We start from the raw sequence: 21,819 nt of genomic DNA, 5'->3' as shown, positions 1-21,819 counted from the left end.
CCGGTGGCGGCTGGGTGGAACGGGTCGTCCGATCGGGTGCACCTGGCCCGGATCCGGTGACCGTGCGTGAGCCGGTCACCCGTCCAGGGGGCGCACGCGGTGGTCAGCAGGGCGCGCGGTCCCAGGCCCTAGAGCGGCACCGCCAGGCCCTCCGGGGTGGGCTGGTGCAGGGCGGTGGTGATGTCGGGGCGCATCGGTTCGATCCCGGTGCCGGCCAGCACCACGTCCCGGGCGAAGGTGTGCCACCGGTGGGCCCGCCGGACCATGGTGTGGCCGCCGTCGATCTCGAAGCGGGCGACCCGCGCGCCGGCCCGCCGGGCCCGGACGGCGAACTCGGCCGAGAGCCGCGCGGGCACCCAGCGGTCGGCCCGGCCGTGCAAGATCGCCACCGTCTGGTCGCGCAGGTGCATCACCGGCTCGCCGGGCGGTGTCCACGGTGCGAGCGCGCAGACCGCGGTCACCGCGGGCTCGCCGCCGGCCCGCAGCGCGGCGCGGCCGCCCATGGAGTGGCCGACCAGCACGACCGGCACGTCGGTGCCGTGCTGCTCGCGCAGCTGCGCGATCGCCCAGCGGACGTCCTGGAACGCATCGGCGGCCTCCCCGTTCCAGCCGGCGACCCGGTAGCGGATCAGCGCGGTGACGATCCCCTGCGCGCCGGCGGAGGAGTGCACGAAGTTCTCGAAGGCGCGCATCCGCACCAGCGAGAGGGCGCGCTCCTTGGGCGGCTCCAGGCTGGCTGCGGTGCCGCCGTGGCAGAACAGCGCGATGCCCCGGGTCTCGCCCTGAGTGGCGCGCTGCTCCAGCGCGGGGGAGCCGGGGTCGGGCCGGTCGGCGTCGGGGCTGGCGAACGGGTGATCGGAGCTCACGTCGTCCTCGGGGTGTCGGCGGGAGGGGCGTCCGGCGTCCGGCGCCGACGCCCCGAGCGGTCGGTCAGCGGCGGCGCGGCTTGCCGCCCAGCCGGACGCGCGCCCGCTCGCCGACGTCGCCGGCCTTGAGCAGGCCGTTGCTGATCGCGCTGGGCCCGTTGCGCCGCTGGAGGGCCTGGCCGAGCGACCGCAGCACCTTGGTGGCGAGCGGGGCGAGGACGGTCAGGACGACCCACATGCGGAACCGGCGGGTGAGGAAGAGCCACATGATCAGCAGTCTGCCCGCTCCGGACCCCGGTCAACCGGACCGCGCGGTCCGCTGCCCCTCAGGCCGGGTCGGGCGCCAGCCGGACGACCATCTTCCCGGTGTTGCCGCCGCCCAGCAGCGACCGGAACGCCTCGACGGCGGAGTCCAGCCCTTCCACCACCGTCTCCCTCGCGACCAGCGACCCGTCCTGCAGCCAGCCGGACACCGCGGCCACGAACTCCGGCCGGAGGTCGGCGTGGTCGCCGACGATGAAGCCGCGCAGCGACAACCGCTTGCCGACGACGAGCGACAGGTTGCGCGGCCCCGGCGGGGCACTGACCGCGTTGTAGCCCGAGATCGACCCGCACAGCGCGGCCCGGCCGTAGGTGCGGAACGCGCCGATCGCGGCCTCGAGGTGCTCGCCGCCGACGTTGTCGAAGAAGACGTCGATGCCGTCGGGTGCCGCCTCGGCGAGCAGGTCGGCGACCGCACCGGCGTGGTAGTCGAAGGCGGCGTCGAACCCGATCTCGCCGAGCCAGGCGACCTTCTCCGCCGTCCCGGCGCTGCCCACCACCCGCGAGGCGCCGCGCAGCTTCGCGAACTGGCCCACCAGGCTGCCGACCGCGCCGGCCGCACCGGAGACGAAGACGGCGTCGCCCTCGGCGAACGCGGCCAGCCGGAAGAGCCCCGCCCAGGCGGTGAGCCCGGGCATCCCGAGCACGCCCAGGTACAGCGACAGCGGCAGCCCCGGCAGCGGGTCGACCACCGACACGTGCGCGGCGGGCACCACGGCGACGTCCCGCCAGGCCAGGCCGTGCAGCACGAGCGCGCCGACCGGCACCTCGTCCGACCGGGAGTCGACGACCTGCCCGATCGCGCCCCCCTGCATCGTCTCGCCGAGCTCCCAGCTGGGCGCGTACGACCTCGTCGCGTTCATCCGCCCGCGCATGTACGGGTCGACCGACATCGCCAGGGTGCGGACGACGACCTCCCCGGGCGCCGGGTCCGGCCGCTCCATCGACACCAGCGCGAAGTCCTCGTCGACCGGCTCGCCGTGCGGGCGGCGGACCAGCTGCCACTCGCGGGTCGGGATGCTCACCGCGGGAAGTCCGGCTCGTTGCGGGGCACCACGAACACCTCGGGCACGAAGCTGGTGCCCGGCATCGTCACCATCGTCAGCACCATCCGGGCGACGTCGGAGGGCGGCATCATCCGGTGCACCGGGATGCCCCAGCGCTCCATCATCGGGGTGTCCATCGCCGCCGGGACGATGCTGTGCACCCGGGCCGGGAACGGCGTCTCGGCGCCGTCCGGGCCGACGGTGGCCTTCTCGCGCAGCTCCCGCTGGATGCACCGGGTCGCGCTGCGGAAGGCGGCCTTCGAGCTGTTGTAGGCGATCGCGCCGGCGCCGGAGGTGACCGCGGACAGCGACGTCACGTGGACGACGTCGGCGACCGTGTCGGCCGGGCGGTGCTGGACCACCTTGAGGAACTCGCTGGTCAGGAAGACCGGGCCCTCGCAGTTCACCGCGTGGACCATCCGGTAGTCGGCCAGGTCGATGTCGGTGATGTAGCCGGGCCGGTCGATGCCGGCGACGTTGACCAGCAGGTCGAACCGGTCGCCGTGCCGCTCGAACAGGTCGGCGACCACCCGGCGGCGGGCGTCGTCGGAGGTGACGTCGAGCTCCACCACCTCGGCGTCGGCGCCGATCTGCGCGCGGCTCTTCTCCGCGCCCTCGGTGTCGATGTCGCCCAGCACCACGGTCGCCCCGGCCTCGGCCAGCGCGGCCGCGACCGCCCGGCCCAGCCCGCTCGCCGCCCCGGTCACCAGCGCGACCCGTCCCGACAGCTGCTCAGTGCTCATCTGCTCCCGTTCCTCGTCCAGCGGCGCGGCGTCGCGCCGTGATCACCTTGGACCAGGCCGCGGTGGGTCGCAGGACGAGCGGGGGGCGTCGGCACGTCACCGGGCCGGCGTCACCAGCGGAAGCGGCCCACCGTCGTGCGCAGGCCGGCCGCCATCCGGGAGAGGTCGTCCACCGCGGTGCGGGTCTGCGCCAGCGCCACCGTGGTGGACTCGGCCGCGCTCGACACCCCGGTGATGTTGCCGGCGATCTCGCCCGTCCCGCTGGCCGCCTCGGTCACCGACCGGGCCATCTCCGCGGTGGTCGCGGTCTGCTCCTCGACGGCGCTGGCGATCGTCGTCTGGTGGTCGCTGATCTGCCCGATCACACCGCTGATCCGGTCGATCGCCGTGACGGCGCCGGCGGAGTCGGCCTGGATCGCCTCCACCCGGCGGACGATCTCGTCGGTGGCCCGGGCGGTCTGCTCGGCCAGCTCCTTGACCTCGCCGGCCACGACCGCGAAGCCCTTGCCGGCCTCGCCGGCCCGGGCGGCCTCGATGGTGGCGTTGAGGGCGAGCAGGTTGGTCTGCTCGGCGATCGAGGTGACCAGGGCGACCACCGCGGTCACCTCGCGGCTGGACTCACCGAGGGCGGAGACGGTGGCCGTCGCCTCCCGTGCCTGGGTCACCGCCGTGGCGGCGACCCCGGCCGCCGCGTTGGCGCTCTGCGAGATCTCCCGGATGGACGCGCCCATCTCCTCCGCGCCGGCGGAGACCGTGCTGACGCTGCGGGAGACCTCCTCGGCGGCCGCGCTCACCACCTGGGACTGGGCGCTGGTCTCCTCGGCGGAGGAGGCGATCTGCGCGGCGGAGGCGGACAGCTCCTCCGCGGCCGCGGCGACCGCGTCGGCGGACGCTCCGACGTCGGCCATCACGCCGCGCATCGTCCCGGTCGCCTCGTCCAGCGACGCGCCCATCCGGCCCAGCTCGTCCCTGCTGGACAGGCCGGTGGTGCGGGTCAGGTCGCCCTGGGCCAGGCCCTCGGCGACATGCTGCACCGACCGGACGCCGCGGGTGATGACCGCGGCCACCAGCAGGCCGATGGTCGCCGCGACGGCCAGCCCCACCCCGAGCACGACCAGGGCCACGGTGCGGTGGTGCTCGTAGGACGCCCGGGCGCTGGCCGCCGCGGCCGCCGCCTCGCGGGTGTCGATCGCCCGCAGCTCGTCGAGGTCCTCGATCACCTCGGTGAGCAGCGGGTCGACCGCCTCGGCGCCCGCAGGCACCGCCGTCGTCACGCCGGCGGTGGCGGCGGGGAGCAGGACGCTGCTGGTCAGGGAGTCGATCTGCGCCAGGTCGTCGGTCGCCTCGACGACCAGCTCGTGCTCCGCCCCGGACCGGTGGGCGGCGGCGTAGGCGCTCACCTGGCGCCCGTAGTCGGCCACCAGCGCGTGCACCTCCGACAGCGGCGGCGCGTGGGTGTCGACGGCGGTCGCGGCGCTGATCGACAGCCGGATCTGCTCGACGTCGTCGATCATCAGCCCGATCTCCTCGATGCTGAGGACGTTGTCGGCGTAGATGGCCTCGCTGGTGGCCGCCGAGTCGGCGAGCGCGGTGAGGCCGAGGCCGCCGATGACCGCGGCGACGACGCCGGCGGCGGCCGTGGAGGCGAGGACCTTGATCCGGACCGGGCGGTCGGCGAACCACTGCGCGCCGGGCAGGCCTGTGGAGCGGGGCATCGGGGGTCTCCCAAGGAGGTGCTCCGCCCGCGGGATCGCGGCCGGCAGTACGCCCATCGGCACCCCGGGCGCTGTTCCGGAACGAGATCACCTGATCAGGCGAACGGGTCGGTGCAGGGGCGGTGTGGCGCGCCGGGCACAGTGGACGCCGTGCCCGACCCCGCCGAGCTCTTCGCCCAGCTCCGCCGCGAGCCGGACGTCGATGCCCCCGACCTCGTCGCCGTCGACGCCACCGACCGGCTGCTGCTCGACGAGGCGGCCGCCGCGATCGCCGCGGCCCCGGACGCCGTCGTGGTGGTCGACGACGGCCACGGCGCGCTGACCCTGGGCGCCGCCGGCCTGCACGGGGCCACCGGGGTGCGGGTGCACCAGGACCTGCTGGTCGGCGAGCTGGCGCTGGCCGCCAACGCCGAGCGCACCGGGCTGGCCGGCTCGTACCGGTCGCTTCCGCTGGGCCCCGAGCTGGTGCGCGGTGCCCGGGTGGTGCTGGCCAAGGCGCCCAAGAGCCTGGAGGCGCTCCGCGAGCTGGTGCAGGTGGTGGCCGCGGACGCCGACCCGGCGGTGACCCTGCACGTCGGCGGCCGGGTCAAGCACATGACGCTCGGCATGAACGACGTGCTCGGCGAGGGCTTCACCGACGTGCACGCCACGCTGGCCCGGCAGAAGTCGCGGGTGCTGGTGGCCCGCGGCCCGCGCCCGGTGCGCAGCTCGTTCCCGGTCTGCCGGGAGCACGCCGACCTCGGCCTCACCGTCTGCGCGCACGGCGCCGCGTTCGCCGGGGCGAAGGTCGACCGGGGCACCCGCGCGCTGCTCGCCGCGCTGCCCGGCGCCGTCCCGGACGCCGCCACCGCGCTGGACCTCGGCTGCGGCACCGGCGTGCTGGCGGCCGCGCTGGCCGCGGCCCGGCCCGGGCTCTCGGTCGTGGCCGCCGACCAGTCGGCGGCGGCCTGCGCCTCGGCGGCCGCCACCGCCGCCGCCAACGGGCTCACCGACCGGGTGCGCGTGGTGCGCGACGACGCCGCGGCGAGCCTGCCCGACGGCAGCGTCGACCTGGTGGTCTGCAACCCGCCGTTCCACCTGGGGGTGGCGGTCTCGGAGACCCTCGCCCACCGGCTGTTCGCGGGCGCGGCGCGGGTGCTGCGTCCCGGCGGTGAGCTGTGGTGCGTCTACAACAGCCACCTCCCGCACCGCGACGCGCTGCGCCGGCTCGTCGGCCCGACCCGCCAGGTGACCCGGGACCCGACGTTCACGGTCACGGCGTCCACCCGGCGCTGACCCCACGCGGACGGAACCGCTGAGTCCGGATCTTGGGCTCAACCCCGTGGCGGTGCCGCCGATGCTGGCAGCACCGAGGGTGGACGCGCTCACCTCGCCGTGCCCGAGGAGAGCCCATGTCCCGCTCGTGGTGGCCCGACCGGCCGCTCGGGGTGAAGCTGGCGACGCTGGTCCTCGCCGGCTCGCTCGCCCTGGTCGTCTTCGGTGGCATCTCGGTGACCGCCCTGCACAGCACCGGCGAGCGCACCGAGGAGCTGCTGCGGACGACGACCGCGACCGGGTCGGCGGCCGAGGCGGACATGATGCACGACGCCGTGCGGGCCGACGTGCTCCAGGCGCTGCTCAGCGGCAGCGGCACCCGGTACGACTCCGCCGTCACCGACCTGGCCGACCACGCCGCGACGCTGCAGGCCGCGCTGGCCGCGGTGCGCGGCGGTGGCCTGGGCCCGGACGTCGTGCAGGCGGTGGACGACGTCGCCGACGAGGTGGCCGCCTACCTGGGCGCCGGCCAGCAGATCGTCGCGCAGGCCGGCGCCGACCCGGCCACCGCCACCGCCCAGTACCCGGAGTTCCTCGCCGCCTTCGAGGGCCTCGAGGAGGCGCTGCCCACCGTGGGGGAGGCCGTCGGGGCGGAGGCGGCCGCCGCTGCCCGGGCGAGCGCCGACCAGCGCTCCGCGGCGATCACCGCCTCGGTGGCCGTCGGCACCGGCGGCGTCCTGGTGCTCGGGCTGCTCGGCTGGGTGGTGACCCGGTCGGTGGTCCGCCCGCTGCGGAAGGTCCGGGAGGTGGTGGACGGGCTGGCCGACGGCGACCTGCGCGGGACGACCGGGATCACCAGCACCGACGAGGTGGGGGCCATCGCCACGGCGCTGGAGGCGTCGATGGCCACCATGCGCGGCGTCCTCGCCACCATCGGCGACAGCTCCACCACGCTCGCCTCGGCGACCGAGGAGCTGTCGGCCACCGCGCAGGACATGACCCGGCTGGCGGGGGAGTCCGCCCACCAGACCGGCATCGTCGCGGAGACCGCCGGGCAGGTGTCCGGCAACGTGCAGACCGTCGCCGCCGGCACCGACGAGATGGGCAGCTCGATCCGGGAGATCGCGCAGAACGCCACCGACGTCGCCCGGATCGCCGCTCAGGCGGTCGGCGTCGCCGGGGCCGCGACCGCCACGGTGGGCCAGCTCGGCCGGTCCTCCACCGAGATCGCCACCGTCGTCAACGTGATCACCACGATCGCCGAGCAGACCAACCTGCTGGCCCTCAACGCCACCATCGAGGCCGCCCGGGCCGGCGACGCGGGCAAGGGCTTCGCCGTGGTGGCCAACGAGGTGAAGGAGCTGGCCCAGGAGACGGCCCGGGCGACCCGGGACATCACCGGCCAGGTGGAGAGCATCCAGGCCGACACCCGCGGGGCGGTCGCGGCGATCGAGGAGATCACCGCGATCATCGCCCGGATCGACGACGCGCAGAGCACCATCGCCGCCGCGGTGGAGGAGCAGACGGCGACCGCAGCCGAGATGAGCCGCAGCGTCGCGCAGGCCGCGGTCGGCGTGGGTCAGATCGCCGGCAGCGTCGGCTCGGTCGCCGAGGCGACCGGCGCCACCACCCGCGCCATGGGCGACGCCCAGGTGGCCATCGACGAGGCGGCCCGGCTGGCCGCCCAGCTCAACACCACGGTGGCCCGCTTCCGCCTCTGACGGGGCTGCAGGTCCTCCTAGTGGCCGCTGCCGCCGCGGGAGACGACCGGCGGGAGCGTGGACCACGGGAAGTCGATCCAGGCGTCGGTCTGCTTCCAGGTGTAGTCGCAGCGGACGACGGACCGCGGCTTCTCGTAGACGACCGCCGTCCGCACCTCGGTGACGTGCCCGGCGCAGAAGTCCTTGACCAGCTCCAGCGTCTTGCCGGTGTCGGCGACGTCGTCGGCGACGAGGACCTTCGTGCCGGTCAGGTCGACCACGTCCAGCGTCGGCGGCAGCACCACCGGCAGCTCCAGCCGCTCGTCCACGCCGGTGTAGAACTCGACGTTCATCACGAAGAGGTTCTTCACGTCCAGCGCGTAGCCCAGCGCCCCGCCGAGGAACAGGCCGCCCCGGGCGATGGACAGGATGATGTCCGGCTCGAAGCCGCTGTCGGCGACCTGCTGGGCCAGCTCACGGGCCGCCCGGCCGAAGTCCTCGTAGGTCAGTGTCTCGCGGTCGGCGCCGGCGGAGTCGCTCACCGGTGGATCGTCGCAGGTGGGGGACCGGGCCGGTGACGTGACCCCGGCGCCGGCTCAGCGCGTGGGGTCCGTCGCCAGGGACAGCGCCTCCACCGGCAGCCGGCGCTCCACGACGGCGGCCGCGACGTCGTCCAGGTCGGAGTCGTGGCTGTAGGCCCAGGCCCGCAGCAGCGCCAGGGCGTCCGGGCTGGGGAGCTCCAGGCCGGCGTTGAGGATGCCGATCGCCTGCCACACCAGCGCCCGCCGTGTGGCGGCCGGCGCGTCCAGCCAGGACGGCCCACCCTCCCGGCGCGGCTCGCCGGCCATCGCGGTGGCGAAGCAGTCGCTCAGGGCGGCGCACACGGTCAGCGCGTCGGTCAGGCTCAGGACGCGGAGGTCATCGGGCCGGAGCACGTACAGGTCGAGGGCGCCGAGCCCCGTCAGCGCGCCGTGCAGGGGCAGCGAGATGACGCCCCGGATCGGCGTGCGGGCCACCAGGGCGTCGGCGAACACCGGCCACCGCGCGTGCAGCGACTGCGCGTCGGCGAACACCGTCTGCCCGCTGGCGTGCGCGCTGATGCACGGCCCCTCGCCCACGGTGAACTGGAGGCGCTCGGCGGTGGCGGAGTGCGGGTCGCTGGCGCCCAGCGGCAGCCGCCGGTCGGCGGCGAAGAACGCGCTCAGCCCGGCACCGTCCACGGGCAGCACCGCCACGCAGGCGCGGGCGAGCCGCTCGGGGAGCAGTTCGGGTCCGGGCAGGTCGGGCACGGCAGCGGTGACCTGGGCGGCGTACTCCTGGGCGAGGTCCAACGTCGTCCTTCCGGTGGGTGGGCTGGACCGGTACCCGGACCGCCTCCCCCGGAACCCCTCAGCAGAAGCCGGGGGTGCCCAGCCACGCAGCAGGGGAGGCCGGGACGTCGTCGCGGAGGACCGTGCCCTCGATCAGCCCGTACGGCCGGTCGTCGGCGTGGTAGACGACGGCGCCGGGGCCGTCCAGGGCGTTGTCCAGCCCGAACGCCGACAGGTCCTGCAGGAAGTGGTGCTTGTTCGGCATCGAGAACCGCACCTCGGCGACGTCCGCGTGCCGCTCGAGCACCGCCTCACCCATCGCGTACAGCGTCTGCTGCAGCGCCAGGCTGTGCGTGCCGGCGAAGGTCTCCAGCAGCGTCGTCCGGATCGAGTCGTACGTCCCGTTCCAGTCGACGTCGGTGCCGGTGTACCGCCAGCGCGCCGTCACCGCCGTGGCCAGGATCCGGTCGTCGGTCTCCGGCAGGGTCGTGTAGCGGTCGCGCGGGAAGCCCCAGAACTCCGAGCCGGTGGACTTGAGGACGACGAGGTCGGTGAGCCCGGCGAGCACGTGCACGTCGTCGCCGTCCACGGTGACCACCGCGGTGCGCACCTCGCCGCCGTTGCGGGAGAAGGCGTGGTCGTGCGGGGCGCCGCCGACGGTGATCCGGTCCCAGCCGTAGGACTCGATCGCCACCCGGGCGCCGGAGACCCACGCGTAGGAGCCGGCGAAGTGCCGGGCCAGCCGGATGCCGAACTCCTCCGGGGAGCCGATCCCGTCGCGGGCGAAGGCGAAGACGGTGTTCTTCTGCGCGTCGGTGGTCAGCACGTGGGCGTTGTCGCCGGCCGTGTGCGCCGCCGCGAAGTCACCGCGCAGGGCGGAGCTGACGTTGAGGTCGACCAGCGCGTGGCGCGGGGTGGAGCGGTCGACCGCGACGACGCGCACCTCCGCCTTCCCGTACTGGTTGGGGCCGAGGACGATCGCCATGCGCGCACTCTCGCTCATCTGGGTTGCCGGGATGTTGCACGTGGAACGTGGGCTCACGAGCCCCGGTAGGTCGAGTAGGCGAACGGGGAGAGCAGCAGGGGCACGTGGTGGTGCTCGGCGGGCTCGTGGACGGCGAAGGTCAGCACCACCTCGGGCCAGAAGGTCTCCCGCCCCTGCTCGGCCGCCCACGCCCCCGTGCCGAACACCAGCCGGTGCGGGCCGGTGCCGGTGGGCTGCTCGGTCAGCCGGCAGCGCCCGTCGTCGTCCGTCGTCCCCTCGGCGACCAGGCCGTGGGCGTCCAGCAGCTGCACGGCCATCCCGGCCGCGGGCCGGCCGAGGACGGCGTCCAGCACGTGCGTCGACACGCTCATGTCAGGAGCCCCCGGACCCGCAACCCGGTGATCTGCGCCAGCTGCTCGGTCACCTCGGCCCGTTCCTGCTCGGGCTCGTTGGCCAGCCGGCGGTCCAGCTCGGCCAGCATCTCCTCCGGCGAGCGGCCGGCGGCCCGGATGAGGAACACCTGGTCGAAGCGGTCCTCGTAGGCCCGGTTGCCGGCCAGCATCGCGGCCCGCACGGAGTCCGCCGCCGTCCCCATCGCGCTCTGCTCCCGCCGCGACGCCGCCGCCTCGGCCGACGTGCCCTCGACCCGGTCGCCGATCCGCGGGTGCGCGGCCAGCGCTGCCCGCACCTCCGTCCACGGCAGCGCCCGGCTGACCCCCTCGGCCCGCGCGACGAGCGCGTCGGCCGAGGGGTAGGGCCGGCCGGCGGCGACGGTGCCGGCGAAGGACGGCGCGGCGTTGCACGCGCGCAGCGCCTCCTCGACCTCGTGCGACGGGTCGGCGTTGAAGCGGTCCAGCGGGTCCGGGTCGGCGAGGGGCGGGGCCACGGCTGCGAGGATGCCATCCCATGATCCCCGAGGAGCTGCTCGACGAGCTCGACCGGCGGCTGACCCCGGTCGACGCCGCACGGCTGGCCGCCTACCCCGGCGAGCCGTCGACCCGCCAGCCGGTGCACACCTGCTACGTGCCCGCCGACGCCGTCGTCCCGGGGCTGGTGGCCTCGTGGGGGAGCGCGGCGCTGGCCGCGCTGGACGAGCACGGCCTGCCCGACCTGGGGCTGGACCCGGCACTCGTCGAGCAGCTGCTGCCCCGGGTGCGGGCGAAGCTCGCCGGTGAGCCGGTCGAGGACCTGCGGGTCGACGCCGAGGACGGCTACCGCGGCTCCCCTGCGGCCGAGGACGGCGACGTCGCGGCCGCGGCCGCGGTGCTGGCCGCCGAGCCGGTGCTGCCGCCGTTCGTGGGCATCCGGGCCAAGTCGCTGGAGGAGCCCACCCGGCGGCGCGGGGTGCGCAGCCTCGACCTGTTCCTCACCGGCCTGGCCGGCGCCGGGCGCGAGCGGGCGGTCGTGACGCTGCCCAAGGTGACGGCCGTCGAGCAGGTCAGCGCGTTCCTGGCGGTGCTCGACGCGCTGGAGCGCACCAGCGGCCTGGCGCTGGACCTCGAGCTGCAGGTCGAGACGCCGCAGGCGGTGCTCGGGCCGGACGGGACGGCCACCCTGGCCCGGATGCTGCACGCCGGCGGGGGGCGGGTGACCGGCCTGCACTACGGCACCTACGACTACAGCGCCTCGCTCGGCATCGCCGCGGCGCACCAGTCCTCCGACCACCCGGCGGCCGACGCCGCCAAGGAGGCCATGCAGGTGGCGGTGGCCGGCACCGGGGCGCGCGCCGTGGACGGGTCGACGAACGTGCTCCCGGTCGGGACGACGGCCCAGGTGCACGCCGCCTGGCAGCTGCACGCTGGGCTGGTCCGCCGGGCGCTGGAGCGCGGCTTCTACCAGGGTTGGGACCTGCACCCCGCCCAGCTGGTCACCCGGTACGTCGCCACCTACGCGTTCTTCCGGGCGGCGCTGCCGGCCGCGGCGGCGCGGCTGACCGCGTACGTGAGCCGGGTCGAGGGCGGGGTGCTCGACGAGCCGGCCACCGCCCGGGCGCTCGCCGCGGTGGTGCTCCGCGGGCTGGACTGCGGGGCGCTGGACGTCGCCGAGGTGGAGCGGGCCACCGGGCTGGACCGCCGGGCGCTCGACGGGCTCGCCGGCCGCCGCCCGCGCTGAGCCGACACGCCGGGCCGGTCACGCCCGGTCGGGCACCGGCGCGGCGACGTCCCAGCTCAGGCGGTGCGTCACCCGATCGTGGGAGGGTGGCTGCGGGGGGTGATTGCCCGCTGCCGGGGTCGGTGGCTGAGAATGCAACCAGTTCGCTGAGCCACCGATCCCCGAGAGGTGCCGTGCCCGTGGTCGGAGGTCACCCCACGCGCTCGCTGCAGCGCGCCCGGGAGGACGGCGGGGGTCCCGCTGCGGCCGTCCCGTGCCCGCACGGCCACGCCGCCGCGGTGGTCGGCTCCCACGAGCAGCTGCTCGCCGCCGCGCTCCCGTGGCTGCGGGAGGGGCTGGCGGCCGGCGACCTGACGGTGCTCTCCTGCGACCAGGGCACCGCCGAGCTGCTGCGGGACGAGCTGGGCCGGCCGGCCGGCCTGGTCGACGAGCCGCGCGTCTCGCTGCGCGGCGTCCGGCCGCCGGACGGCGTCGTCGCGATCCGCCGGCTGCTCGACCGCGCCGCGGAGGCCCCGTCGGGACGGCTGCGCATCCTCGGGGCGCCCGACTTCGGCGCCGCCCCGCGCGACTGGCGGGAGGCCCAGCGCTACGAGTCGGTGCTCAACCGGCTGCTGGCGGGCTCGCCGGTCGAGGCGTTGTGCCTCTACGACCAGCGCCAGCTCCCCGAGCAGGCCGCGGCCAGCGCCTCCGCCACCCACCCGCTGCTGCTGACCGGCGGGGTCCGGGCCGAGAACCCGGCCTACCGGCGGCCCGGCGACTACGTCCGCGACCTGCCGCTGCCCCGCGAGCCGCTGGAGCAGGGCGAGCCGGTCTACGCCGTCGCCGGGGCGCCGACGCTGGCCGACCTGCGGCACCAGCTCGCCGCCGTCCTCGCCGCCCAGGTGCCCGACCGCGAGCAGCGGGAGGACCTGCACCTGGCGGTCAGCGAGATCGCCGCCAACGCGTTCCGGCACGGCACGCCGCCGGTCTCCGCCCGGGTGTGGGCCGCCGACGGCTGGATCGTCTGCACGATCACCGATCGCGGCACCAGCTACCGCGACGAGCTGGCCGGCTTCCAGCCGGCGCACGGTGACGACCTGTCCCGCGGGGGCATGGGGCTGTGGCTGGCGCGCAAGCTCTGGGACCACGTCGACCTGCTGACCGGCGCCGACGGCCTGACCGTGCGGCTGAGCTCGCCGCTGCACTGACCGCGGGGCTGCCTGCGCAGGACCGAGCGGTCTCGATACCTCAGCCCTAAGGTGTCCGGTGTGATCGTGGTGACCGCGGCCGGCGGGCCCACCGGCACGGCAGTGGTGCGCGAGCTGCGCTCCCGGGGCGAGCAGGTGCGCGCGGTGGTGAACCACCGCGGCCCCCGCCCGGAGCTGACCGGGCTCGGCGCCGAGGTGGTCGTCGGCGAGCTCACCCAGCCGATGGCCTGGTCGAAGGTGCTGACCGGGGTCGACGCCCTCTACCTGATCTGGCCGAACTTCGACCCCGACGAGGCCGAGGGCGCCCCGGCGGTCTTCGCCGAGGCGCGCCGCGCCGGCGTGCCCCGGGTCGTCTACCACTCGGTGCTCCGGCCGCAGCTGCGGGCGATGCCGCACCACGCGGCCAAGGACCGTGCCGAGGAGGCGCTGGACGCCAGCGGGCTGCGCGCCTGGCGGGTGCTCCAGCCGTGCGCCTACGCCGACAACCTCGACGGCCAGCTGGAGGCGGCCCAGGTGAGCGGGGTGCTGCGCAGCTACTGGGGGCTGCGGACGGCGCAGTCGCTGGTCGACCTGCGCGACGTCGCGGCCGCCGCCGCGGTGCTGCTGACCGAGGACGGCCTGGACGGCGGGACCTTCGAGGCGGCCGGGCCGGAGGCGCTGACCGCGCCGGACCTGGCCGAGCGGATCGCCGCCTGGCTCGGGGACGAGGTCGTCGCCGACGACGTCGTCCCCGGCGGTGAGGTGCCGACCGGGTACGCCGCCCGCTGCCGCCGCACGATGTTCGACCACTACCGCGCCAACGGGTTCACCGGCAGCCCGCGGGTGCTCACCGACCTGCTGGGCCGCCCGCCGCGGACGTTCGCCGAGCACCTGGCCGACCTCCCGGTGCCCGGCGCCGCGTCCCGGTGACCCGGCCGACCCGGTGAGCGAGCCCACTACGGTGCAGCGCGTGGGCGACGCCATGGACGTGATCCTCGAGCAGTGGGCCCGGGAGCGCCCCGACCTGGACTGCTCGCCGATGGGCGTCATCGGCCGGATCAGCCAGCTGCAGCGCGAGGTGTTCCTGGCCCAGCGCGCCACCTTCGCCCGGCACGGCCTGGACGCGCCGTCCTTCGACGTGCTGGCCGCGCTGCGCCGGGCCGGCGAGCCGTACCAGCTCACGCCCACCGCGCTGATGCGCACGGCGCTGGTCACCTCCGGGGCGATCACCCAGCGGCTGGACCGGCTGGAGGAGCGCGGCCTGATCACCCGGGGGCGCAGCGACGCCGACGGCCGGGCGGTCGTCGTCACGCTCACCGAGGAGGGGCGGCGCGCCCTCGACGCCGCGCTGCCCGACCACCTGGAGACCGAGCGCGCCATGCTCGCCGGGCTGTCGGAGCAGGAGACCGACCAGCTGGCCGGGTTGCTGCGCCGCTGGCTGGTCGCGCTGGGCCGGGTGCCCGGGAGCGTCCCGGACGCGAGCTAGCCCACCCGGCGGCCGGCGCGGGCCTGGCGCAGCCAGCGGGACCCGGGCCCCTCCGCGCTCGCGGCGTCGCCGGGGTTGGACAGCGCGCAGCGGCGCAGCGACAGGCAGCCGCAGCCGATGCAGCCGTCGAGGTCCTCGCGGAGCGCCTCGAGCTCGGCGATCCGGGCGTCCACGCGGCCGCGCCAGGAGCGGGAGAGCCGGGTCCAGTCCGCCCGGGTCGGCGTGCGGCCCTCGGGCAGCTCGGCCAGCGACGCGGCGATCTCCTCCAGCGACAGCCCGACCCGCTGGGCCGCGGACACGAAGGCCAGCCGGCGGAGCACCGTGCGCGGGTAGCGGCGGCGGTTGCCGGTGTCCCGGACGCTGGTCAGCAGCCCCCGGGTCTCGTAGTAGCGCACCGCCGGCACCGAGACACCGGAGCGCGCTGCGACCTCACCGATGCCCAGCAGCTCGTCCACGCCCGCGAGTGTGCAGGCTGCGGGCTCATCACCTCAAGGGGGCTTGAGCCGGGACGGCGTCCCTCAGCTGTGCTCGGTGCGCTCGTGGGTCGCCTCGTGGACGACGGGCGGGGCGTCGTCCCGGCGGTCGATGACGGTGAACCGGTGCCACAGCCCGCTCAGCTGCAGCGGGCGGCTGACGGCGCTGCCGTGCACGACCAGGGTGAGGTCGATGCCGCGCGGCTGGCACATCTTCTGCACCTGCACGAGCGCGGACATGCCGGCGGAGTTCATGAAGCCGACCGCGCAGGTGTCGAGCTGGACCCGGCGCAGCTGGGGCGCGCCGAGCAGCAGGTCGGTCATCACCCGGACCAACGGGCGGCGGGCGCTCTCGGTGAGCTCGCCGACCAGCCGGATCGCGGCGTGCTCGGTGTCCTGCTCGGTGACGGTGACCTCGACGCTGGGATCGGTCTCCTCCATGCCCCCGTCCTGCCCGATCGGGGCGCAGTTCATGCCGCGGCAGCTACGGTTGAGGCCTCAACCAGCGCTGCACCCAGGAGCCGCCCCGTGTCCCAGCCCGTCCTCCAGGTCGTCGTCGGCAGCACGCGCCCCGGCCGCAAGGGCCTGGCGGTCGCCCGTTGGGTGCAGCAGCTGGCCCAGCAGCACGGCGGTTTCGACGTCGAGCTGGTCGACCTGGCCGAGGTGGCGCTGCCGGTGTTCGACGAGCCGAACCACCCGCGGCTGCAGCAGTACACCCACCAGCACACCCGCGACTGGAGCGCCGTGGTCGCGCGCGCCGACGCCTACGTCTTCGTGACGCCGGAGTACAACCACTCCTTCCCGGCGTCGCTGAAGAACGCGCTGGACTACCTGAACGTCGAGTGGGCCGACAAGGCCGCCGGGCTGGTCTCCTACGGCGGCGTCTCGGCCGGCCTGCGTGCGGCGACCGCGCTCAAGCCGGTGCTCACCTCGCTGCGGATGGTGCCGGTCGTGGAGGCCGCCACCATCCCGTTCTTCGCCCAGTTCCTCACCGAGGACGGCGAGTTCCAGCCCAACGAGCAGCTGACCGCCGGCGGCAACGGGATGCTCGACGAGCTGCTCCGGCTGACCACCGCGCTGCTCCCGCTGCGCCGCCCGGTCGCCGAGCCGGCCGCGACCGCTACGGCCGGCTGAGCAGCAGCAGGCTGTAGGCGGCCAGCGAGGGGCCGTCGGTGAACCGGCCGTCGCGGACCATCGCCCGGAACTCGGTCTCCGGCACGAACGCGGTGCGCATGTCGGCCTCGGTCTCCTCGCGGGCGGTCGGCCCCTGGGTGAGCCCGGCCGCCAGCCAGACGTCGAACTCCTGGGTGATCAGCCCCGGTGCCAGGTCCAGGTGCCCGAGGTGCCGCAGCTCGGCGGCGCGCAGGCCGGTCTCCTCGGCCAGCTCGGCGCGGGCGAGGTCGTCGGCCGCACCGTCGTGCCCGGCCGGCCAGGTGCCCTGCGGGAACTCCCACGAGCGACGGCCCAGCGGGTGGCGGTACTGCTCGACCAGCCAGAAGCCGTCCCGCTCGGCCGGGATCACCAGCCCGAAGTGGTCCCGCTCCACGACCCCGTAGATGCCGGTCGAGCCGTCGTCCCGCTCGATGGCGTCCTCGCGGACCCGGATCCACGGGTTCCGGTAGACCTCCCGGCTGCTCGTCGCGCGCACGGGACCTAGCCTGGCAGACGGGAGGACGCCGATGACGGAGCGCAAGCCGCAGGGCATGACGTTCGAGACCTGGGTCGAGCAGCAGATCCGCCGGGCGCACGACGAGGGCGCCTTCGAGGGGCTCTCCCTGGCCGGGAAGCCGCTGCCGCGCCGCGACCGGGACAAGACCAGCTACGAGTGGGCGCTGGAGTGGGCGCGGCGCGAGGAGGCCGACGTCGCGGCGATGCTGCCGACGGGGCTGGCGCTGCGCAAGGAGCGCGAGGAGCTGCCCGGCAAGGTCGCCCAGCAGACCTCCGAGGACGCCGTGCGAGCCCTGGTCGAGGCGCACAACGAGCGCGTCGACCAGTACTACCGCCGTCCGGTCGAGGGCGTGTGGGTGCCGGTGGGCATGGCCGACGTCGACCAGGTGGTCGCCGAGTGGCGCCGCTCGCGGCCGCCGACGCCGCCCGCCCCGGCCGTCGCGGAGCCCCCGCCGTCCCGGCGACGCGGCTGGTGGCGCCGCCGGGCGGCCTGACCGTCAGTCCTCGGTGTCCTCGGCCAGGACCTCGACCTCGACCGGCTCCGCACCGTGGTGGGCGGCCAGCTCGCGGGTGGCCATGCCCCCGTGGCCGCCCTCGTCGTACTGCCCGGGGTGCAGGTTGACCTTCTCGCCCTCGTGCTCGCTCATGCCGCGAGCCTGCCCACCGGCGGCGCTTCGCGCACGGCGAACACCGCCGACGGGTGCGCGGCCGGGCAGCCGGGTAGGCGCAGGGCTCCCGAGAGGACGGAGGTCCACCGTGACCGAGGTACCAGGAACGGACCGCGACCAGGCCCGCGAGGACGTGCTCAAGGAGACGCCGCTCGTGCCCGGGTCGGTCGAGCACTCCGACGACGACCCGCGCAGCACCGACGACCCGACGAACACCGGTGACGAGGGCCAGACCGGCGACAGCGCCAAGCCCGCCGCCGGCAGCACCGACCTCGGCACTGACTAGCCAGCCCCGCATCCCGACCAGCTCTCGGCGCCGGAACCCGCTCCGGTCCCGGCGCCGAGTGCCGGTGGTGGCTAGAGCAGGTCGAACTCGTTGTAGGCGGCGCCGCCGGAGAGCAGGGCGTAGCCGGGGCCGCGGTCGAAGAACGGCTGGACGTCGTCCCGCCCGGCGCGCACCTCCGCCCGCAGCGCCTCGGTCGCGGCGTGGTCGGCCGTCCCGTCGGCCGTGACGACGACGCCGTAGTCGCGCCGGGCCCCCTCGACGCTGACCTTCCGCCACGCGATGTCGCGCAGCACCTCCTCGACCGGGCGCTCCAGCGGGTCGCCCCACCCGCCGCCACCGGTCGTCCGCACCCGCACGACGGTGCCGGCCCGCAGCGGCTCGGCGTCGGCCAGCGCGTCGACCTCGTGCTCGTCCGGGCCGCCCGGGTCGACGGTGATCGAGAACGGCCGGCCGGCCTTCCCGCCGTTGACGCCCCAGCAGGACAGGATCGAGCGGTCGGCGATCGACATGAAGTGCGCGTCGCGGAGCACCCGGATGTCCTTCTCGTAGCCGCAGCCGCCGCGGTACCGGCCGGGGCCGCCGGAGTCGACGGCCAGGCCCAGCCGCTCGATGCGCAGCGGGAACCGGGACTCGGTGAACTCCGTCGGCAGGTTCCGGGAGTCCGGGACGACGTGGATGGTGTCCTCGCCGTCGGCGTAGTAGCGGCCGCCCGAGCCGCCGCCGAGCACCTCGCGCATCAGGTACGGCTCGCCGGCGGCGTCGGTGCCGTAGACGCCGGTGTAGCGGATCGTCTCCTGGTCGGCGGGCATCCGGCCGCCGGTCGCCTTGGCCAGCACGCCGGCCAGCACGCCGAGCAGCCGCAGGATCACGAACGTCCGGGCGTTGGTGGGCGCGGGGAAGATCGGCGTGAGCAGCGTGCCCTTCTCCGGGAAGCGCATCTCGATCAGCGGCACGACGCCCTCGTTCACGTCGAGCTCGGCCATCCGCTCCGGCGTCGCGGCCAGGTTGCGCAGGACAGGCGCCAGCCACTTCTTCAGGAAGTTGCCGTCGGCGTAGTCGCCGCAGTGGTTGATCGGCCCCTTGGCCTGCGGTCCGGTGCCGGTGAAGTCAATGACCAGCGGCACCTCCGCCGTCGAGTCCATGGTCAGCGTGATCCGCTGCCGGTGCAGCTGCGGCTCCTCGACGCCGTCGTGCTCGGCGTAGTCCTCCCAGACGTAGGAGCCGTCGGGGATCTGGGACAGGACCTCCCGGCGGTACACCGCGGTGGAGCTGGACAGGATGGCCTCGAAGCAGGCCTCCACCGCCGCGACGCCGTACCGGTCGAACAGCTCGCCCAGCCGCCGGGCACCGGCGAGGCACGCCGAGCACTCGGCGTCCAGGTCGGCGGCGAGCGAGTCGGGCATCCGCGAGTTGCGCGTCATGATCGTCAGCGCGGCCTCGTTGCGGACGCCGCGGTCCCACAGCTTGATCGGGGGGACCATCAGCCCCTCCTCGAACACCGACGTCGCGGCCGAGGGCATCGACCCGGGCACCGCGCCCCCGATGTCGTCGTGGTGGCCGAACGCCTGGACGAAGGCGACGACCTCCGGCTGGCCGTCGGGGCCGGCGGCGAAGACCGGCACGGTCACGCAGAGGTCGGGCAGGTGGCCGATCCCGCCCTCGGACAGGTAGACGTCGTTGTGGAAGTAGACGTCGCCGGGGTTCATCGTCGGGATCGGGTGGTCGCGGACGACGGGGTGCACCAGCGCCGAGTACGACCGGCCGGTGAGCTTGCGCAGCTGCCGGTCGTGGATGCCGGCGCGGAAGTCGTGGGCGTCGCGGATCATCGGCGAGCGCGAGGTGCGCCCGATCGACGTCTCGACCTCCTTCTCGATCGCGGCCAGCGTGCCGGCGACGATCTCGACCAGGACCGGGTCGGCGGTGGTCATCGGGCGTCCTCTCGGGTCAGCAGCAGGTTGCCGTACCGGTCGACGGTGGCGACGAAACCGGGGTGCACGGGCACGGTCGAGCCGAACTCCTCCACGACCGCCGGGCCGACGACGACGTCGCCGGGGGCGAGGTCCGGCCGCCAGTGCAGCGGGGCGTCGGTCCACTCGTCGAAGAAGACCCGGCGGGTGCCGGTGACGGAGCGGTCCACCCCGCCCTCGCGCGGCGCCAGCTCCACCACGTCGGGACGGCGGATGGGCCCGATCCCGCTCACCCGCAGGTTGACCCACTCCACGGCCTGCCGCGGGTCGTCGGCGAAGTCGTACCCGTAGAGCTGGTGGTGCGCGGCGTGGAAGGCGGTGGCCACGGCGTCGAGGGCGGCGGGGTCCAGCTCGCCCGCGCCGACCGGCACCCGGACCTCGAACGCCTGGCCGACGTAGCGCAGGTCCGCGGTGCGCTGCACCCGCTGCTGGTCGCGGCCGAAGCCCTCCTCGTCCAGCGCGGCGGCAGCCTGGGCCTCGAGCGCGGCGAAGGCGCCGGCGACGGACTCCGGGGAGAGCTCGGCGTGCCGGGACACCATCGTCTGCACGTAGTCGTTGCGGACGTCGACGGTGAGCAGCCCGAACGCGCTGACGTTGCCCGGGTTCGGCGGCACCAGCGTGCGCGGCAGCCCGAGGACGTCCATCAACCGGCAGGCCAGCAGCGAGCCGGAGCCGCCGAACGTGGTCAGCGTGAAGTCCCGGACGTCGAGCCCGCGGGCGACGGTGACCTGGCGCAGCGCGTTGGCCTGGTTCCACGCGGAGATCTCCAGGATCCCGGTGGCCAGCTGCTCGACGCCCATGCCCAGCTGTCCGCCGAGCTGCTCCAGCCCGGCCCGGGCCGCGTCGACCGACAGCGGGATCTCCCCACCCAGCAGGTGCGGGGGGATCCGGCCGAGCACGACGTGGGCGTCGGTGACGGTGGGCTGGTCGCCGCCCTGGTCGTAGCAGATCGGGCCCGGGTCGGCGCCGGCCGAGCGCGGGCCCACCTTGAGCGTGCCCTCGGGGGAGAGCCAGGCGATCGAGCCGCCGCCGGCTCCGACGGTGACCACGTCGATCATCGGGATCTTGGACGGGTAGTCGCCGACCGACCCCTCGGTGGTGAGCGTGGGCTCGCCGTCGATGACCACGGTGACGTCGGTCGACGTCCCGCCGCCGTCGCAGGTGAGCACCCGGTCGAAGCCCGCCGTCCCGGCGATCAGCGCCGCGCCCAGCGCTCCGGCGGCCGGGCCGGACAGCATCGTGGTGATCGGCTGGTTGACGACCTCGGCCGCGCTGAGCACGCCGCCGTTGCTCTTCATCACGTAGAAGGGGACGCCGGGCGCGATCTCGTCGAGCCGGCGGCGGATGCCGGACACGTAGGCGCCGACCTTGGGCTTCACCGCGGCGTCGACCAGGGTGGTGACCGAGCGCTCGTACTCCCGGTACTCGCGCAGCACCTGGGAGCTGATCGAGACCACCGCGCCGGGGTGTTCCACGTGGAGCACGTCGAGCATGGCCCGCTCGTGCGCGTCGTCGGCGTAGGCGTGCAGGAAGCAGACGCCGATGGTGGTGATCCCGGCGTCCCGGAAGAACCGGGCGGCCGCGACGGCGTCGTCCCGGTCGAAGGGGCGCACCTCGGCGCCGGTGACGTCGAGCCGCCCGCGCACGGTGCGGACCAGGTCGGCCGGGACGATCCGCGGCGGCTTGACCCAGAAGTAGCTGTTCCCGTAGCCGTCGGGCACCGACTGGCGGGCGATCTCCAGCACCGACTCGTAGCCCTCGGTGGTGATGAACCCGATCCGGTCGAGCTTGCCCTCGAGCAGCTGGTTGGTGGCGACCGTCGTCCCGTGGCTGACCGCGGTGACGGCGCTGCCGTCCAGGCCCAGCTGCCCGAGGACCTTCTGGACGCCGGCGAGGAAGCCGTCGGCCGGGTCGCTGGGGGTGGACGGGGTCTTGGTGGTCGCGACCTCGCCGGTCTCCTCGTCGACGGCGACGACGTCGGTGAACGTGCCCCCGGTGTCGATGCCGATGCGCACGCGCCGAGCACTCATGCCGAGAAACCTTAGCGATGAGA

Annotated in this window: 25 protein-coding genes; 9 read left to right on the top strand and 16 right to left on the bottom strand. The window is 75.2% G+C overall.

Features of this window, described 5'->3' with window-relative positions:
- Positions 1 to 128: 128 nt before the first annotated feature.
- The 5 genes from FHX36_RS15045 to FHX36_RS15025 form a co-directional block, all read right to left on the bottom strand.
- On the bottom strand, positions 129 to 866 hold the full coding sequence (locus FHX36_RS15045; RefSeq protein ID WP_110551269.1) for an alpha/beta fold hydrolase: 738 nt from the start codon (positions 864 to 866) through the stop codon (positions 129 to 131).
- Between the two features lie 64 nt (positions 867 to 930).
- On the bottom strand, positions 931 to 1,134 hold the full coding sequence (locus FHX36_RS15040; protein ID WP_110551270.1) for a hypothetical protein: 204 nt from the start codon (positions 1,132 to 1,134) through the stop codon (positions 931 to 933).
- Positions 1,135 to 1,192: 58 nt separating this feature from the next.
- Positions 1,193 to 2,212 carry an NADP-dependent oxidoreductase gene (locus FHX36_RS15035; protein ID WP_110551271.1) on the bottom strand — a complete coding sequence of 340 codons (1,020 nt, stop codon included), beginning with the start codon at positions 2,210 to 2,212 and terminating at the stop codon, positions 1,193 to 1,195.
- The gene (locus FHX36_RS15030; protein WP_110551272.1) at positions 2,209 to 2,976 is read right to left on the bottom strand and encodes an SDR family NAD(P)-dependent oxidoreductase; all 768 of its coding nucleotides are present in this window, start codon (positions 2,974 to 2,976) and stop codon (positions 2,209 to 2,211) included. Before FHX36_RS15030 ends, FHX36_RS15035 begins: the two co-directional genes overlap by 4 nt.
- Positions 2,977 to 3,086: 110 nt before the next feature.
- Positions 3,087 to 4,691: a methyl-accepting chemotaxis protein gene (locus FHX36_RS15025; RefSeq protein WP_110551273.1), complete on the bottom strand. Its 1,605-nt coding sequence runs from the start codon at positions 4,689 to 4,691 to the stop codon at positions 3,087 to 3,089.
- Between the two features lie 150 nt (positions 4,692 to 4,841).
- Here FHX36_RS15025 and FHX36_RS23990 point away from each other — a divergent pair, with 150 nt between their 5' ends.
- Complete coding sequence (locus FHX36_RS23990) at positions 4,842 to 5,966, top strand: class I SAM-dependent methyltransferase (protein WP_181428671.1); 1,125 nt, start codon at positions 4,842 to 4,844, stop codon at positions 5,964 to 5,966.
- A gap of 116 nt (positions 5,967 to 6,082) precedes the next feature.
- Positions 6,083 to 7,666 (top strand): methyl-accepting chemotaxis protein, encoded by a 1,584-nt coding sequence (locus FHX36_RS15015; RefSeq protein ID WP_110551275.1) that lies wholly within the window; start codon positions 6,083 to 6,085, stop codon positions 7,664 to 7,666.
- A 17-nt stretch (positions 7,667 to 7,683) separates the two neighbouring features.
- Here FHX36_RS15015 and FHX36_RS15010 read toward each other — a convergent pair whose 3' ends face one another.
- From FHX36_RS15010 to uraD, 5 genes are read right to left on the bottom strand one after another with little or no spacing between them, the layout of a single operon-like run.
- Positions 7,684 to 8,187 carry a phosphoribosyltransferase gene (locus FHX36_RS15010; protein WP_110551276.1) on the bottom strand — a complete coding sequence of 168 codons (504 nt, stop codon included), beginning with the start codon at positions 8,185 to 8,187 and terminating at the stop codon, positions 7,684 to 7,686.
- 54 nt (positions 8,188 to 8,241) lie between these two features.
- Positions 8,242 to 8,976, bottom strand: a complete 735-nt coding sequence (locus FHX36_RS15005; protein ID WP_181428672.1) for an ANTAR domain-containing protein — start codon at positions 8,974 to 8,976, stop codon at positions 8,242 to 8,244.
- A 58-nt stretch (positions 8,977 to 9,034) separates the two neighbouring features.
- Positions 9,035 to 9,940, bottom strand: coding sequence for a factor-independent urate hydroxylase (gene pucL, locus FHX36_RS15000; protein WP_110551277.1), 906 nt, complete (start codon positions 9,938 to 9,940; stop codon positions 9,035 to 9,037).
- Between the two features lie 53 nt (positions 9,941 to 9,993).
- The gene (gene uraH / locus FHX36_RS14995) at positions 9,994 to 10,311 is read right to left on the bottom strand and encodes a hydroxyisourate hydrolase (protein ID WP_110551278.1); all 318 of its coding nucleotides are present in this window, start codon (positions 10,309 to 10,311) and stop codon (positions 9,994 to 9,996) included.
- Positions 10,308 to 10,826, bottom strand: a complete 519-nt coding sequence (gene uraD, locus FHX36_RS14990) for a 2-oxo-4-hydroxy-4-carboxy-5-ureidoimidazoline decarboxylase (RefSeq protein ID WP_110551279.1) — start codon at positions 10,824 to 10,826, stop codon at positions 10,308 to 10,310. Before uraD ends, uraH begins: the two co-directional genes overlap by 4 nt.
- 20 nt (positions 10,827 to 10,846) lie before the next feature.
- Between uraD and FHX36_RS14985 the strand changes: the two genes are divergently transcribed.
- The 4 genes from FHX36_RS14985 (at position 10,847) to FHX36_RS14970 (ending at position 14,704) form a co-directional block, all read left to right on the top strand.
- Positions 10,847 to 12,052 carry a DUF6986 family protein gene (locus tag FHX36_RS14985; RefSeq protein ID WP_110551280.1) on the top strand — a complete coding sequence of 402 codons (1,206 nt, stop codon included), beginning with the start codon at positions 10,847 to 10,849 and terminating at the stop codon, positions 12,050 to 12,052.
- Positions 12,053 to 12,225: 173 nt separating this feature from the next.
- Positions 12,226 to 13,239 (top strand): sensor histidine kinase, encoded by a 1,014-nt coding sequence (locus tag FHX36_RS14980; protein WP_181428673.1) that lies wholly within the window; start codon positions 12,226 to 12,228, stop codon positions 13,237 to 13,239.
- A 60-nt stretch (positions 13,240 to 13,299) separates the two neighbouring features.
- Positions 13,300 to 14,148: an SDR family oxidoreductase gene (locus FHX36_RS14975; RefSeq protein ID WP_110551282.1), complete on the top strand. Its 849-nt coding sequence runs from the start codon at positions 13,300 to 13,302 to the stop codon at positions 14,146 to 14,148.
- A 40-nt stretch (positions 14,149 to 14,188) separates the two neighbouring features.
- On the top strand, positions 14,189 to 14,704 hold the full coding sequence (locus tag FHX36_RS14970) for a MarR family transcriptional regulator (RefSeq protein ID WP_183513864.1): 516 nt from the start codon (positions 14,189 to 14,191) through the stop codon (positions 14,702 to 14,704).
- Here FHX36_RS14970 and soxR read toward each other — a convergent pair.
- Both soxR and FHX36_RS14960 read right to left on the bottom strand, forming a co-directional pair.
- The gene (gene soxR / locus FHX36_RS14965; RefSeq protein ID WP_183513863.1) at positions 14,701 to 15,159 is read right to left on the bottom strand and encodes a redox-sensitive transcriptional activator SoxR; all 459 of its coding nucleotides are present in this window, start codon (positions 15,157 to 15,159) and stop codon (positions 14,701 to 14,703) included. The genes FHX36_RS14970 and soxR overlap by 4 nt on opposite strands.
- Before the next feature lie 63 nt (positions 15,160 to 15,222).
- Positions 15,223 to 15,618, bottom strand: coding sequence for an STAS domain-containing protein (locus FHX36_RS14960; RefSeq protein WP_110553060.1), 396 nt, complete (start codon positions 15,616 to 15,618; stop codon positions 15,223 to 15,225).
- 87 nt (positions 15,619 to 15,705) lie between these two features.
- Between FHX36_RS14960 and FHX36_RS14955 the strand changes: the two genes are divergently transcribed.
- The gene (locus FHX36_RS14955; RefSeq protein ID WP_110553054.1) at positions 15,706 to 16,311 is read left to right on the top strand and encodes an NADPH-dependent FMN reductase; all 606 of its coding nucleotides are present in this window, start codon (positions 15,706 to 15,708) and stop codon (positions 16,309 to 16,311) included.
- Here FHX36_RS14955 and FHX36_RS14950 read toward each other — a convergent pair.
- The gene (locus tag FHX36_RS14950; protein ID WP_110553055.1) at positions 16,298 to 16,825 is read right to left on the bottom strand and encodes an NUDIX domain-containing protein; all 528 of its coding nucleotides are present in this window, start codon (positions 16,823 to 16,825) and stop codon (positions 16,298 to 16,300) included. The two genes, FHX36_RS14955 and FHX36_RS14950, sit on opposite strands and share 14 nt — an antisense overlap.
- 31 nt (positions 16,826 to 16,856) lie before the next feature.
- Here FHX36_RS14950 and FHX36_RS14945 point away from each other — a divergent pair, with 31 nt between their 5' ends.
- Complete coding sequence (locus tag FHX36_RS14945) at positions 16,857 to 17,339, top strand: DnaJ family domain-containing protein (protein WP_110553056.1); 483 nt, start codon at positions 16,857 to 16,859, stop codon at positions 17,337 to 17,339.
- Between the two features lie 3 nt (positions 17,340 to 17,342).
- On the opposite strand, the gene FHX36_RS14940 is transcribed toward FHX36_RS14945, so the two are convergent.
- Positions 17,343 to 17,492, bottom strand: a complete 150-nt coding sequence (locus FHX36_RS14940; RefSeq protein WP_181428843.1) for a hypothetical protein — start codon at positions 17,490 to 17,492, stop codon at positions 17,343 to 17,345.
- A gap of 109 nt (positions 17,493 to 17,601) precedes the next feature.
- On the opposite strand from FHX36_RS14940, the gene FHX36_RS14935 reads away from it, so the two are divergent.
- Positions 17,602 to 17,799, top strand: coding sequence for a hypothetical protein (locus FHX36_RS14935; RefSeq protein ID WP_110553057.1), 198 nt, complete (start codon positions 17,602 to 17,604; stop codon positions 17,797 to 17,799).
- Positions 17,800 to 17,870: 71 nt separating this feature from the next.
- Here the strand turns inward: FHX36_RS14935 and FHX36_RS14930 are convergent, their stop codons facing one another.
- Together FHX36_RS14930 and FHX36_RS14925 are read right to left on the bottom strand one after the other, a co-directional pair.
- Positions 17,871 to 19,727 (bottom strand): hydantoinase B/oxoprolinase family protein, encoded by a 1,857-nt coding sequence (locus FHX36_RS14930; RefSeq protein ID WP_110553058.1) that lies wholly within the window; start codon positions 19,725 to 19,727, stop codon positions 17,871 to 17,873.
- On the bottom strand, positions 19,724 to 21,796 hold the full coding sequence (locus FHX36_RS14925; RefSeq protein ID WP_110553059.1) for a hydantoinase/oxoprolinase family protein: 2,073 nt from the start codon (positions 21,794 to 21,796) through the stop codon (positions 19,724 to 19,726). The genes FHX36_RS14930 and FHX36_RS14925 overlap by 4 nt, the downstream gene beginning before the upstream one ends.
- Between the last annotated feature and the right edge of the window lie 23 nt (positions 21,797 to 21,819).

The organism is Modestobacter versicolor (assembly GCF_014195485.1).
Taxonomy (GTDB): Bacteria; Actinomycetota; Actinomycetes; order Mycobacteriales; family Geodermatophilaceae; genus Modestobacter; species Modestobacter versicolor.
This window is presented reverse-complemented; position numbering and strand designations above follow the sequence as displayed.